The organism is Pseudomonas sp. R1-1 (genome assembly GCF_051132135.1).
Classification (GTDB): Bacteria; Pseudomonadota; Gammaproteobacteria; order Pseudomonadales; family Pseudomonadaceae; genus Aquipseudomonas.
The window spans coordinates 5,698,995-5,712,861 of the sequence record NZ_CP071663.1; the positions used below are offsets into that span (position 1 = coordinate 5,698,995).

Sequence of the window (13,867 nt, forward strand, 5' to 3'; positions counted from 1 at the left end):
TTTATGACTGATGTTTCCCCAGGAAAGCCATCAGCCGGTACACCGAATCAGATCCGGTTGCACCTTGGGCGCGAATGCTATGCAACAAATCAAATGAGGTGCAACCAATTTCATGAGAATAAGTTGCACCCAGTCGGAATTACCGACAGTCGCCGTGTTTTTGCTCCCTTTTGTAGCAGTCATGGCCCTTTGCTAGAAGCAAAAGCACCAAGCAGGAGCAGTAGTTTCGTCGCGGAATTTATTTCCTGACGAGTTGCGGATTTTTCCGACAAAAAAGGGTTGCACCCGGTTGCACCTCATTCGACGCACGGCTAATCTTGCCGCCAGCTGATGCCACGCAACTGTGGCAACCATGAGGATAAAAATATGGCTACCACCACCCTTGGGGTCAAACTCGACGACCCGACCCGCGAACGCCTGAAGGCTGCCGCAACCTCGATCGATCGTACGCCGCACTGGCTGATCAAGCAGGCAATTTTCAATTACCTGGAAAAACTCGAGGGTGGTGCAACCCTGACCGAGCTGAACGGTTTGACCGCCAAGGACGCCGACGACGCCGGTGAGGTCCATACCGATCACGCCCACCAGTGCTTCCTGGAATTCGCCGAAAGCATCCTGCCGCAATCGGTGCTGCGCGCCTCGATCACTGCTGCTTACCGTCGCCCTGAGCCAGAAGTGGTGCCGATGCTGATCGAGCAGGCACGTCTGCCGGCAGCGATGGCCGAAGCCACCAACAAGCTGGCCGCAACCATCGCGGAAAAACTGCGTAACCAGAAAAGTGCTGGCGGCCGTGCCGGCATCGTTCAGGGTCTGCTGCAGGAATTTTCCCTGTCGTCCCAGGAAGGCGTGGCGCTGATGTGCCTGGCCGAAGCACTGCTGCGTATCCCCGACAAGGGCACTCGCGATGCACTGATCCGCGACAAGATCAGCACCGGCAATTGGCAGCCGCACTTGGGCAACAGCCCGTCGCTGTTCGTCAACGCTGCGACCTGGGGCTTGCTGCTGACCGGCAAACTGGTCTCGACGCACAACGAAGCCGGCCTGACTTCGTCGCTGAGCCGCATCATCGGCAAGAGCGGCGAGCCGATGATCCGCAAGGGCGTCGACATGGCCATGCGCCTGATGGGCGAGCAGTTCGTCACCGGCGAAACCATCGCCGAAGCCCTGGCGAATGCGAGCAAGTTCGAAGCCAAAGGTTTCCGTTACTCCTACGACATGCTCGGTGAAGCGGCGCTGACCGAACACGATGCGCAGAAGTACCTGGCGTCGTACGAACAAGCCATTCATTCGATCGGCAAAGCGTCCCACGGCCGTGGGATTTATGAAGGCCCGGGCATCTCCATCAAGCTGTCGGCACTGCACCCGCGTTACAGCCGTGCGCAATACGAGCGCGTGATGGACGAGCTGTACCCGCGCCTGTTGTCGCTGACCTTGCTGGCCAAGCAATACGACATCGGCCTGAACATCGATGCCGAAGAAGCCGACCGTCTCGAACTGTCGCTGGATCTGCTCGAGCGCCTGTGCTTCGAGCCGCAGCTGACCGGCTGGAACGGCATCGGTTTCGTCATTCAGGCTTACCAGAAGCGCTGCCCGTACGTGATCGACTATGTGATCGATCTGGCTCGTCGCAGCCGTCACCGTTTGATGATTCGTCTGGTGAAGGGCGCGTACTGGGACAGCGAAATCAAGCGCGCCCAGGTTGAAGGCCTGGAAGGCTATCCGGTCTACACCCGCAAGGTGTACACCGACGTTTCCTACATCGCCTGCGCACGCAAACTGCTGTCGGTGCCGGAAGCCATCTACCCGCAGTTCGCTACGCACAACGCCCACACCCTGTCGGCGATTTACCACATTGCCGGTCAGAACTATTACCCGGGCCAGTACGAATTCCAGTGCCTGCACGGCATGGGCGAACCGCTCTACGAACAGGTTGTCGGCAAAGTCGCCGAAGGCAAGCTGAACCGTCCGTGCCGCGTGTACGCGCCGGTCGGCACACACGAAACGCTGCTGGCGTATCTGGTGCGTCGCTTGCTGGAAAACGGCGCCAACACCTCGTTCGTCAACCGCATCGCCGACCAGTCGATTTCGATTCAGGAACTGGTTGCCGATCCGGTGGCACAGATCGAGCAGATGGCCACCGTCGAAGGCGGTTTCGGTCTGCCGCACCCGCGCATTCCGCTGCCGCGTGACCTGTACGGAGCCGAGCGCGCCAACTCCAGCGGCATCGACATGGCCAACGAACATCGTCTGGCTTCGCTGTCCTGCGCCTTGCTCGCCACGGCGCACAACGACTGGAAAGCCGCGCCGATGCTCGGCTGTGCGTCCAGCAACGAAACGCCGGCCGCGGTACTGAACCCATCGGATCATCGCGATGTAGTCGGTCACGTTCAGGAAGCCACCGTCGAGGACGTCGACAACGCCATTCAATGCGCACTCAACGCCGCACCGATCTGGCAGGCCACCCCGCCAGCCGAGCGCGCGGCGATTCTGGAACGTGCCGCTGACTTGATGGAAGGCGAGATCCAGCCGCTGATGGGCCTGCTGGCTCGCGAAGCCGGCAAGACCTACGCCAACGCCATCGCTGAAGTCCGCGAAGCGGTCGACTTCCTGCGTTATTACGCGGTGCAGGCACGCAACGATTTCAGCAACGACGCCCACCGCCCACTGGGCCCGGTGGTGTGCATCAGCCCATGGAACTTCCCGCTGGCGATCTTCAGTGGTCAAGTCGCCGCGGCGCTGGCTGCCGGTAACCCGGTACTGGCCAAACCGGCCGAACAGACTCCGCTGGTCGCGGCTCAAGCCGTGCGCCTGCTGCTCGAAGCCGGGATTCCGGAAGGCGTGCTGCAGTTGCTGCCGGGTCGCGGTGAAACCGTCGGTGCCGGTCTGGTCGGCGATGAGCGGGTCAAAGGCGTGATGTTCACCGGCTCCACCGAAGTGGCCCGTCTGCTGCAACGCAACATTGCCGGGCGTCTCGACAGCCAGGGCCGTCCGATTCCGCTGATCGCCGAAACCGGCGGCCAGAACGCGATGATCGTCGACTCCTCGGCACTCACCGAACAAGTGGTGATCGACGTGGTGTCGTCGGCCTTCGACAGCGCCGGTCAGCGTTGCTCGGCGCTGCGGGTACTGTGCCTGCAGGAAGATTCCGCCGATCGCGTCATCGAAATGCTCAAAGGCGCCATGGCGGAAAGCCGTCTCGGCAACCCTGAACGCCTGTCCGTGGACATCGGCCCGGTGATCGACGCAGAAGCCAAGGCTGGCATCGACAAGCACATCCAGGCCATGCGCGACAAAGGTCGCACCGTTTATCAAGTGGCGATCGCCGACAGCGAAGAAGTCAAACGCGGCACCTTCGTCATGCCGACCCTGATCGAACTGGAAAGCTTCGACGAATTGCAACGCGAGATCTTCGGCCCAGTGCTGCACGTGGTGCGCTACAAGCGCAAAGAGCTGGATCAACTGATCGGCCAGATCAACGCATCCGGCTACGGCCTGACGCTGGGTGTGCACACGCGCATCGACGAGACCATCGCCAAGGTGATCGACAACGTCAACGCCGGTAACGTCTACGTCAACCGCAACATCGTCGGTGCCGTGGTCGGCGTGCAGCCATTCGGCGGCGAAGGCCTGTCGGGGACTGGTCCGAAAGCCGGTGGCCCGCTGTACCTGTACCGTCTGCTGTCGACACGTCCTACCGACGCCATCGAACAATCCTTCGCTCGCGATGATGCCGTTGTAGCGCCGGACGTTCGCCTGCGCGACGCCATGAGCAAACCGTTGACCGCGCTGAAAGCCTGGGCCGAAAGCAACCAGTACGCCGATCTGAGCACTCTGTGCGTGCAGTACGCGGCGCAATCGCAGAGCGGCGTCACCCGCGTACTGGCCGGCCCGACCGGCGAGCGCAACAGCTACGCCATCCTGCCGCGCGAACACGTGCTGTGCCTGGCGGAAGTCGAAGGCGATCTGCTGACGCAACTGGCCGCGGTATTGGCAGTGGGCGGTTCGGCGGTGTGGCCGGAGTCCGACATCAGCAAGGCCTTGTTCGCACGCCTGCCAAAGGAGATTCAGGCGCGGATCAAACTGGTTTCCGACTGGAACAAGGATGAAGTGGTGTTCGATGCGGTTCTGCATCACGGCCACTCCGACCAGTTGCGCGGGGTCTGCCAGCAAATCGCCAAGCGTGCTGGCGCGATTGTCGGGGTTCAGGGCCTGTCCCAGGGCGAGACCAACATTGCTCTGGAACGTCTGGTGATCGAGCGCGCGTTGAGCGTTAACACCGCGGCGGCGGGTGGTAATGCCAGCCTGATGACGATCGGCTGATACCGTTGCAAGTCCAGGCGACCGCAATGGTCGCCTGGAATGCAATACCTGTAGGAGTGAGCCTGCTCGCGATAGCGGTCTGTCAGACACATTCATTTTGTCTGACAGACCGCTATCGCGAGCAGGCTCACTCCTACATTTGATTAGTGTTGCCCTCACCCCTCCATCACCGCCATCAATCATCCTGTTCAGCCTCTATTCCCGCGCCTTAGACTCGGCCCAACCTCCTTTTCAGGTAAGCCACCATGTCCGAGACGCTGCTCAGTTCCCGCAATCTGGCTTTCGAGCTGTACGAAGTCCTCGATGCCGAGGGCCTGACCCGGCGTGAGCGTTTTGCCGAGCACAATCGTGAAACCTTCGACGCCGCCATCGGCACCGCGCGCAGCATCGCCGACAAGTATTTCGCCCCGCACAACCGCAAGGGCGACGAGAACGAGCCACGCTACGAAGACGGCAAGGCAATTCTGATTCCTGAAGTGAAACCGGCGGTGGATGCCTTCCTCGAAGCCGGATTCCTCAACGCCGCGAGAAGTTTCGAGGCTGGCGGCATGCAACTTCCTACACTGCTGTCGCAAGCGTGCTTCGCGCATTTCCAGTCGGCCAACGCGGCGTCGACCTCGTACCCGTTTTTGACCATGGGCGCGGCAAACCTGATCGAAAGCTTTGGCACCGAGGAGCAGAAACAGCGCTTTCTGCAGCCAATGATCGACGGGCGCTTCTTCGGCACCATGGCCCTGACCGAACCGCATGCCGGTTCGTCGTTGTCGGATATTCGGACGCGCGCCGAGCCTGCGTCTGACGGCACGTATCGCCTCAAGGGCAACAAGATCTTCATTTCCGGCGGCGACCATCCGCTGTCGGAAAACATTGTGCACATGGTCCTCGCCAAGCTGCCGGACGCTCCACCGGGGGTGAAAGGTATTTCGCTGTTTATCGTGCCGAAGTTTCTGGTCAACGACGACGGCAGCCTTGGCCAACGCAATGACGTACTGCTGGCCGGGCTGTTTCACAAGATGGGCTGGCGTGGCACCACGTCCACGGCGCTGAATTTCGGCGATAACGGCGAGTGCGTCGGCTATCTGGTGGGCAAGCCGCATCAGGGCTTGAGCTACATGTTCCAGATGATGAACGAGGCGCGCATCGGCGTCGGCATGGGCGCGGTGATGCTCGGTTACGCCGGTTACCTGTATTCGCTGGAATACGCCCGCGAACGGCCACAAGGCCGGGTGCCGGACAGTAAAGACCCGACCACCGCGCCGGTGGCGATCATTCAGCACGCTGACGTCAGACGCATGCTGCTGACGCAAAAGTCCTACGTCGAAGGCGCCTTTGACCTCGGTCTGTACGCCGCGCGCCTGTTCGATGACACCACCACCCTCGAAACCGAAGCCGAGCGCAAACAGGCCCATGAGTTGCTGGATCTGCTGACGCCGATCGTCAAATCCTGGCCCTCCGAGTTCTGCCTGAAGGCCAACGAACTGGCGATCCAGATTCTTGGCGGCCACGGTTATACCCGCGAATACCCGGTCGAGCAGTATTACCGCGACAACCGTTTGAACCCGATTCACGAAGGCACCCATGGCATTCAGTCGCTGGACCTGCTCGGGCGCAAACTAGCGCAGAACGGCGGCGCAGGCTTGAAACAACTGATCCGCCTGATCGCCACTACGGGCGAACGTGCAACCGCGCATGAATCGTTGACCGCTCTGCGTCAGCCGCTGGAAAAACTCGTGGCCCGCCTGCAAACCGTGACCCTCGGTTTGCTCACCGACCTGGCGCAGGGCAAGGTCAACAGCAGTCTGGCGAACTCGGCGCTGTACCTGAAGGTATTCGGGCACACGGTGATTGGCTGGCGCTGGCTGGAGCAGGCGATTCGCGCCGAAGAAGGGCTGGCCAAGGGCAACGCGGCGGACGTCGACTTCTATAAAGGCAAGTTGCAGGCGGCGCGGTATTTCCTGACGTGGGAAGTGCCGGGTTGCCAGCATGAGCTGGACCTGCTCGAGGCGCGCGATGATACGTGTCTGGGGATGTGGGAGGAGTGGTTCTGAGTCAAGCGTTTGCACTCAGACAAAACACATTTTCGGGGATTGCACACCTGTCATGTTTGACAGGTGTGGAAATGGCCCTGGCGCAGTAGGCTGGCTTGGCCAGACATGTAGTTTGAACTTTGCCCGGCAAACTCGGACTTCACGTCCTCTTCTTACCCTGGAAAGAGCGAGCCACATGGACAACCAGACTGCCGATCAAACCATCAAACTTGCCGGGCTGGTAACGCGGGACTATTGCGTCCTTGCCTCGATTTCGCAATTTGGAATGCGAAACGGCACGGTGTGGACTAACAAAGACTCCTCGGTTTCTACTGTCATCAGCAAAAATCACCATCGCCTTTCTGATGAACGATCACTGATCAGCATCACGACAGCGCCGGATAACTCAGTACCGGCTGTCGAGACAACGGCAACAGCAATGTTTGAGATCATTACGGCGGAGGACCGCTATGACACGGACAATCGCGTCGCCTTCAAAGATTACACTTTCATCAGCGCCAGTCAGTGGCGAGCAGTGGTCTATGGCGGCGCAGCCCCCGAGCGGCTTATTGATCCGTACGTCAATCTAACCGCAGCAGAGTTCGTTTTTTCAGCGCGAGTCAATGACGTTGTCAACGATCCCTCTGCTGAGCGTGTCAGCGAAAAACGCTATATCAAAAAGGGTGCAAATCTTTATCAAGCCATGGTTGTTACTCCGCGCTCGAGCTATCTCAGCACTACGGATTTCAACAGCGACGATATGTTTAGAACAGTCGCAGCTGGTGATACTTATCACGAGGGCCAGCAAGTGTGGACTGTCCGGGAGAAGCGGGTGTTTTATCTGGAGACCATTGGCGGCATCGATTTTTATGGGCGAGAAATTCTGCTTTTCTGAAGCGAAATGGAAGCGAATCCGACGCGCCTTTGAGGCGCGTCGACTCCTTACAAAGACAGAACTAACTCAGCTCAAACGAAATCCACCCATCTGCCGCGCCAGATCATCCGCCAGCGTCTGCAGCATCCGGCAATCCTCACGACACGCGCGAACCTCCCCCGCTGTCGCCCGGGCCAGATCGGAAATCCCTTGCACGTTGCGATTGATCTCTTCGGTTACCGCCGACTGCTCTTCGGTCGCCGTCGCCACTTGGTGATTCATGTCGCTGATGCGCTCGACCTGTCCGGTAATCGCCGTCAACGATGCGCCGGTGCGCTGGCTCGATTCAACCCCGGTGCCGGTCGCTGCCTGCCCGGTGCGCATCGACGACACGGCGTTTTCCGCGCCTTGCTTGAGGCTGCCGATCATTTGTTGAATTTCGTCGGTCGAGGCCTGGGTGCGACGCGCCAAAGTCCGCACTTCATCGGCTACCACCGCAAAGCCTCGACCCATATCCCCAGCGCGCGCGGCTTCGATTGCGGCGTTGAGCGCGAGTAGATTGGTTTGTTCGGACACGCCACGAATCACCGCCAGCACGGAATCGATGGACGCCACCTGCTGGGCCAATTCACCGACCGCGCCGGCCGCCACGCCGATCTCGTCGGACATGCTTTCGATATGCCGAATCGAGCCGCCGACCACTTCCCGCGCCTGCAAAGCTTCGTCGCGGGCGGCTTGCGAGGCGAACGCGGCGTTGCCGGCGTTCTGCGCGATTTCCTGCACGGTCAGGCCCATTTCATGAACCGCCGTGGCGACCATATCGGTCATTTCCTGCTGACGACCGGAGCGCTCGGCGGTGTTGTCCACCACTTTTGCCACCTGACCCACGGCGGTGCGCAGGTTCTCGCTGGTGGTCAGCACTTCGCCGATCATCGCGCGCTGACTGTCGAGGAAGCGGTTGAAGCCGCGCGCAAGGTCACCCAGTTCATCGGCGCGGCTGGAATCTAACCGCTGGGTCAAATCTCCACCACCGCTACCGATTGCTACCAGCGCCGCTGTTACCTGACGAATCGGCCGCACTAGCCCTCGCGCCAGCCAGACCACCAAGGCGAGGCACACCAACGCCACCAGCAGACCAATACCGCCACTCATCCACATGGCTTTGCGCGCTTCGGCGTAGATCTGCGACTGCGGCACTTCTGCCACCAGGGTCCAGCCGAGATCGCGCAGTGGCAAGCTGAACGCGAGGAAATCTTCGCCGTCACGCTGGAAGCTGCTGTTGACCGCATTCTTGTGGCCCATCAGCGCCTGCGCCGCATCGGTGCCGATCTGCTCGCTCAAGGTGCGCTTGCCGCTGAACTGCGCTTCGGGATGCACCTGTATCAACCCGTCAGAGCGCACGAGATAGACCTTGCCGCGCTCACCGAAGCTGAAATCATGAATCAGCTCGGAAAGCTCTTTCATGCTCAGCCCGAGCCCGGCAACGCCGACCACTTTTCCCGCCTGTTCAACCTTGAGATCGATGAACAACGCCAACTCACCGGTCGCGCCGTCGTTATCGATATTGAGGGTGCGTGGCTGATCGCTGTCGAGAAAGGAATAGAACCAGGCATCGGCCGGCTTGTCCCGGCTGAGGGTCCGATCCAGGCCTTTTTCGGTGATGTAATGATTGGACTCAGTGCCAATGATCAAAGCGGTAAAGGCTTTATGTTCGGCGCGGATGCCTTCCAGATACTCCGCGAAGCCCGCGAGTTTGCCGCTGTCTTCGCCTGCCGCGAGCCAATCGCGGACCATGGAATTGCTGGCGATGTCCTTGGCTGCCGTCAGCGGCTGCACGAGGATGCGTTCGATATCGTTGCGCGTCGCTTCAATGCTCGACGGCAGGGCCTGCTCGACCAGATAGGACTGGGCGAGGCGATTGACCACCAGGGTATAAATGCCAACCACGATCAGAATGCTGAACAGCAGGGCTGCGCCCATGCCGAGAATCAGCTGCCATTGAATACTGCGTCGCCACCACTGCATGGAGCACCCCCAAAGAATAAGTGGCTGAAACACTGCAACAGCCGTGCCGATTGTATACAGCGCAATCGACAATCTATTCTTTGGTTGTGCCCAACAGCCTCAACCCTGATTGATGGTCTTGGCGATGGTGTCGACCGTGGCGCTGACTTGCTCTTGATAACGGTCGAGTTCTTCCTGATGCTGCTTCTTCATTTCAATCTGCTGCGAGCACAGATTCATCGCCGCCAGCACCAGCAAACGGTCGCCGATCAGGGTCGGGTATTTGCGCTTGGTGTCTTCCAGGGTGGCCTTGAGCATCATGGCCGCGTCCAGCAGGGTCTGTTCTTCCCCGGCCGGTGCCTTGATCGAATAGTCCTCCCCGAGAATCGAGATGACTTTTACCCCTGCTGTGCCGTGGTTCATGCGCTGACAGGGCCGGCGTTGACGCGATCAACCAGTGCCTGGATGCGGGCAGCGGTGGCGCCGTGTTTTTCTTCCTGCTCCATCAGGTTCAGTTGCAGGCTTTCGTTTTCATCCTTGGCCTGGGCCAGTTCCGTGGACAGGGTCTGGTTGGTCTGCGCGAGGGTCTGGTTCTGTTGCACCAGGTCGCTGACGAGCTGTTCCAATTGGCTGAGGGATGCTTCCAACATTTTGATCTTCCAAGCGTTTTTCAAAGGGCGCGTACGATAAAGAAAAGTCACCACGGATGCCAGGGTTAAACCGGCGCAAGGCCTTGATTTTCCTGGCGGGGGACCGTTCCCGCGAGTTTAAAAGACTGTGATCGGCCGATCTGGTTCCTGCACTTCGTCGCCCCGCTCCCGCTGCGACAAATGCGCACACCGACTCAAGACTTTAGTCGTATGACCGATAAGTCAGCCATACAGCAGCTCAACCCGCATGGATGCGGCCCTTTTCGGTATCCGCCCATGTCCCTTCGCAATATGAATATCGCCCCCCGGGCGTTCACCGGTTTCGCCCTGATCGGCGGCCTGATGTTGATTCTCGGCGTCTTCGCCTTGAATCAGATGAGCAAGATCCGCTCGGCGGGCGAAGACATCGCCAACACCAGTGTGCCGTCGATCAAGGCACTGGATGAATTCACCCAGCTGACCCTGCGCTTGCGCGTTCTGTCGTATCGCCTGCTGATCAACCGCGAAGCGGACGTGCAGCAGAAAACCATCGAGCTGTTCGACATGCGCAACCGCCAGATCACCGAGGCGCAACGTGCTTACGAGCCGCTGATCTCCAGCCCTGAAGAACGCTCGGCGTACGATCAGTATGTGCAGTTGCTGGGACAATACCGCCAGCTCGAAGAGCGGATGAAAACCCTCTCGCGCAACAATCAGATCGATGCGTTGCAGCAACTGCTCAACACCGACCTGTTGTCCAATTCGGAAGCGGTGAACACCGCGCTGGCACGCTTGCTGGACATCAATACTCAGCAGATCGCCGACATCGACCAGGGGGCCAAGGATCAGTATTCGATGTCTTTCAATCTGGTGGTCAGCCTGCTGCTGATCGCCTCCGGCCTGACAATGCTGTTCGCGTGGCTGCTGACCGTGAGCATCACCAAGCCGATCGCCAAGGCACTCGATGCGGCGGAAACCATCGCCGAAGGCAACCTGACCCAGCCGATCCATGTCGATGGCAGCGATGAGGCCGGGCGTCTGCTCGCGGCCATGGCCAAGATGCAAGCGAAACTGCGCGACACCCTGCAGCGCATCTCCGGCTCGGCTACCCAGCTTGCCTCTGCCGCCGAAGAGCTGAACAGCGTCACCGACGAAAGCGCCCGTGGCCTGACTCAGCAGAACAACGAAATCGAACAGGCGGCCACCGCGGTCAACGAGATGACCAGCGCCGTAGAAGAAGTTGCGCGCAACGCCGTCAGCACTTCGGAAGCCTCGAAAAATGCCACCACGTCGGCTGGCGACGGTCGCGATCTGGTGCAGGAAACCGTCAGCGCCATCGAACGCATGAGCGCCGATGTGCAGAGCACCGCTTCGTTGATCGGCGATCTGGCTAATGAATCCCGCGATATCGGCAAGGTGCTCGACGTGATTCGCGGCCTGGCGGATCAGACCAACCTGCTGGCGCTGAACGCGGCCATCGAAGCGGCCCGCGCGGGCGAGGCCGGGCGTGGTTTTGCGGTAGTTGCCGATGAAGTCCGCGCGCTGGCTCATCGCACGCAGCAGTCGACCAGCGAGATCGAGCGGATGATCGGCAGCATCCAGAGCGGCACCGAACACGCCGTCGACTCGATGCGCAACAGCACCGAGCGCGCCGAATCGACGCTGAACATCGCCCGTGGTGCCGGTATGTCGCTCGACACCATCAACAGCGCCATCGTCGAAATCAACGAGCGCAACCTGGTGATTGCCAGCGCCGCCGAAGAGCAGGCGCAAGTGGCGCGCGAGGTTGATCGCAATCTGGTCAACATTCGTGATCTGTCGGTGCAATCGGCGACCGGGGCGAACCAGACCAGCGCGGCGAGCAATGAGTTGTCGCGGCTGGCGCTGGATCTGAACAACATGGTTGGGCGGTTCAGCCTTTAATCAGCAGATCAAGATCAAAAGCACCCTCACCCCAGCCCTCTCCCAGAGGGAGAGGGGGAAAGGGAGCAGATCTTCATGCTGTTCAAACCTGAGTTCGACTCGCAATCGCAGGCCGGCGCACCTCGCATAAACACCGCAATCAGTCCCCTCTCCCTCCGGGAGAGGGCTAGGGTGGGCAGCGGTCGCCCGCCGAGCGCAGATCCGGATGCCTCGCTGCAAAAGCTTTTTGACAGCATCACATTTCAACAGGTTAGAATCGCTGGCACGCAGACTGCATGGTCAGTTTGTGCCCGTCTTTACGCTTCTGGAGTACTGCCTTTGAATGCGACGACCATCAACAGCCTGTTCTTGATCGGCGCGTTGCTGGTAGGCGCAAGTATTCTGGTCAGCTCACTCTCCTCGCGCCTCGGCATTCCGATTCTGGTGATCATTCTCGCGGTCGGCATGGCCGCCGGGGTCGATGGCGGCGGGATCATTTTCGATAACTACCCCACGGCTTATCTGGTCGGCAACCTCGCGCTGGCGGTGATTCTCCTCGACGGCGGTTTGCGCACGCGGGTGTCGAGTTTCCGCGTGGCGTTATGGCCAGCGCTATCGCTGGCCACCGTCGGTGTGTTGATCACCACCGGGCTCACCGGCATGGCCGCAGCGTGGCTGTTCGACTTGAACCTGATCCAAGGCCTGCTGATCGGCGCCATCGTTGGCTCGACTGACGCCGCAGCAGTGTTTTCGCTGCTCGGCGGCAAGGGCCTCAACGAGCGAGTCAGTGCCAGCCTGGAAATCGAATCCGGCAGCAACGACCCGATGGCAGTGTTTCTCACCGTCACCTTGATCGACATGCTTGCCAGCGGCCAGACCGGCCTGCACTGGAGCCTGCTGACCCACCTGATCCGCGAATTCGGCATCGGCGGCGTGATCGGCCTCGGCGGCGGCTGGGTGTTGCTGCAACTGGTCAACCGGATCAACCTGGCGACCGGTCTGTATCCGATTCTGATGATCGCCGGCGGGCTGGTGGTGTTCGCCTTGACCAATGCCTTGCACGGCAGCGGCTTCCTCGCCGTTTATTTGTGCGGTCTGGTGATCGGCAACCGTCCGGTGCGCAGCCGTCATGGCATCCTGCACATGCTCGACGGCATGGCCTGGCTGGCACAGATCGGCATGTTTCTGGTACTGGGGTTGCTGGTCACCCCGCACGATCTGCTGCCGATCGCCGTGCCTGCGCTTGCTCTGGCGCTGTGGATGATTCTGTTTGCGCGGCCACTGTCGGTGATGGTCGGCCTGCTGCCGTTCAAGGCTTTCCATGGTCGCGAAAAAGCCTTTATTTCCTGGGTCGGCCTGCGTGGCGCGGTGCCGATCATTCTCGCGGTGTTCCCGCTGATGGCCGGGCTGCCGAATGCGCAGCTGTATTTCAATCTGGCGTTTTTCATCGTGCTGGTGTCGCTGCTGCTGCAAGGCACGAGCCTGCCGTGGGTGGCGAAACTGTTGAAGGTGACGGTGCCGCCGGAGCCGGCGCCGATTTCCCGCTCGGCACTGGAAGTCCATGTCACCAGTGAGTGGGAGCTGTTCGTCTACAAGCTCGGCGCGGAGAAATGGTGCATCGGCTCGCCCCTGCGCGAGCTGAAAATGCCCGAAGGCACCCGCATCGCAGCCCTGTTTCGTGGTCAGCAACTGCTCCATCCGTCGGGTAGTACGGTGCTGGAAGTCGATGATTTGCTGTGTGTTATTGGCCATGAACACAACCTCGGCGCGCTCGGAAAACTGTTCAGTCAGGCGCCGCAGCGCGGCCTCGATCTGCGCTTTTTCGGCGACTTCGTACTCGAAGGAGACGCCCAGCTTAAAGCGGTTGCGGCGCTTTATGGCTTACCGGCCGAGGGCATCGATCCGGACATGACCCTGGGCGCCTTCATTGCGCAGAAAGTTGGTGGTGCGCCCATCGTCGGCGACCAGGTGGAGTGGAACAACACCCATTGGACCGTGGCGGTCATGGACGGGAACAAGATCGGCAAAGTGGGCGTCAGATTCCCCGAAGGAAGTCGCCCGGGCCCCGGGCTCTTCCTCTAAACTGCGTTCACTCTCACTTGCTTGACCGG

7 protein-coding genes and 3 pseudogenes are annotated in these 13,867 nt (G+C 60.3%); 6 read left to right on the top strand and 4 right to left on the bottom strand.

From position 1 onward, the window contains the following. The first annotated feature begins 366 nt into the window (after positions 1–366). The 3 genes from putA (at position 367) to J3P75_RS25470 (ending at position 7,242) form a co-directional block, all read left to right on the top strand. Positions 367–4,320, top strand: coding sequence for a trifunctional transcriptional regulator/proline dehydrogenase/L-glutamate gamma-semialdehyde dehydrogenase (putA, locus tag J3P75_RS25460; RefSeq protein WP_434708623.1), 3,954 nt, complete (start codon positions 367–369; stop codon positions 4,318–4,320). A 245-nt stretch (positions 4,321–4,565) separates the two neighbouring features. Continuing rightward, positions 4,566–6,368 (top strand): acyl-CoA dehydrogenase, encoded by a 1,803-nt coding sequence (locus J3P75_RS25465; protein WP_434708624.1) that lies wholly within the window; start codon positions 4,566–4,568, stop codon positions 6,366–6,368. 175 nt (positions 6,369–6,543) lie between these two features. Further along, the gene (locus J3P75_RS25470) at positions 6,544–7,242 is read left to right on the top strand and encodes a hypothetical protein (RefSeq protein WP_434708625.1); all 699 of its coding nucleotides are present in this window, start codon (positions 6,544–6,546) and stop codon (positions 7,240–7,242) included. A 66-nt stretch (positions 7,243–7,308) separates the two neighbouring features. Here J3P75_RS25470 and J3P75_RS25475 read toward each other — a convergent pair whose 3' ends face one another. From J3P75_RS25475 to J3P75_RS25490, 4 genes and pseudogenes are all read right to left on the bottom strand, one after another. After that, positions 7,309–8,154, bottom strand: a complete 846-nt coding sequence (locus J3P75_RS25475) for a methyl-accepting chemotaxis protein (RefSeq protein ID WP_434598484.1) — start codon at positions 8,152–8,154, stop codon at positions 7,309–7,311. Positions 8,155–8,223: 69 nt separating this feature from the next. Next, positions 8,224–9,246: pseudogene (locus J3P75_RS25480) on the bottom strand (cache domain-containing protein); the annotation flags it as partial. A gap of 99 nt (positions 9,247–9,345) precedes the next feature. Next, positions 9,346–9,648: a cell division protein ZapA gene (locus tag J3P75_RS25485; RefSeq protein WP_186619599.1), complete on the bottom strand. Its 303-nt coding sequence runs from the start codon at positions 9,646–9,648 to the stop codon at positions 9,346–9,348. After that, positions 9,645–9,875 carry a hypothetical protein gene (locus J3P75_RS25490; protein ID WP_007909525.1) on the bottom strand — a complete coding sequence of 77 codons (231 nt, stop codon included), beginning with the start codon at positions 9,873–9,875 and terminating at the stop codon, positions 9,645–9,647. Before J3P75_RS25490 ends, J3P75_RS25485 begins: the two co-directional genes overlap by 4 nt. A gap of 342 nt (positions 9,876–10,217) precedes the next feature. Here J3P75_RS25490 and J3P75_RS25495 point away from each other — a divergent pair. From J3P75_RS25495 to J3P75_RS25505, 3 genes and pseudogenes are all read left to right on the top strand, one after another. After that, positions 10,218–10,874: pseudogene (locus J3P75_RS25495) on the top strand (MCP four helix bundle domain-containing protein); the annotation flags it as partial. A gap of 303 nt (positions 10,875–11,177) precedes the next feature. Continuing rightward, positions 11,178–11,777: pseudogene (locus J3P75_RS25500) on the top strand (methyl-accepting chemotaxis protein); the annotation flags it as partial. A gap of 318 nt (positions 11,778–12,095) precedes the next feature. Continuing rightward, on the top strand, positions 12,096–13,838 hold the full coding sequence (locus tag J3P75_RS25505; RefSeq protein WP_434593104.1) for a potassium/proton antiporter: 1,743 nt from the start codon (positions 12,096–12,098) through the stop codon (positions 13,836–13,838). Positions 13,839–13,867: the final 29 nt, after the last annotated feature.

Coding starts and splice junctions, on each gene's coding strand:
- J3P75_RS25470 (WP_434708625.1), top strand. CDS start 6,544: ATGGACAACCAGACTGCCGATCAAACCATCAAACTTGCCGGGCTGGTA.
- putA (WP_434708623.1), top strand. CDS start 367: ATGGCTACCACCACCCTTGGGGTCAAACTCGACGACCCGACCCGCGAA.
- J3P75_RS25475 (WP_434598484.1), bottom strand. CDS start 8,154: ATGATCGGCGAAGTGCTGACCACCAGCGAGAACCTGCGCACCGCCGTG.
- J3P75_RS25490 (WP_007909525.1), bottom strand. CDS start 9,875: ATGTTGGAAGCATCCCTCAGCCAATTGGAACAGCTCGTCAGCGACCTG.
- J3P75_RS25465 (WP_434708624.1), top strand. CDS start 4,566: ATGTCCGAGACGCTGCTCAGTTCCCGCAATCTGGCTTTCGAGCTGTAC.
- J3P75_RS25485 (WP_186619599.1), bottom strand. CDS start 9,648: ATGAACCACGGCACAGCAGGGGTAAAAGTCATCTCGATTCTCGGGGAG.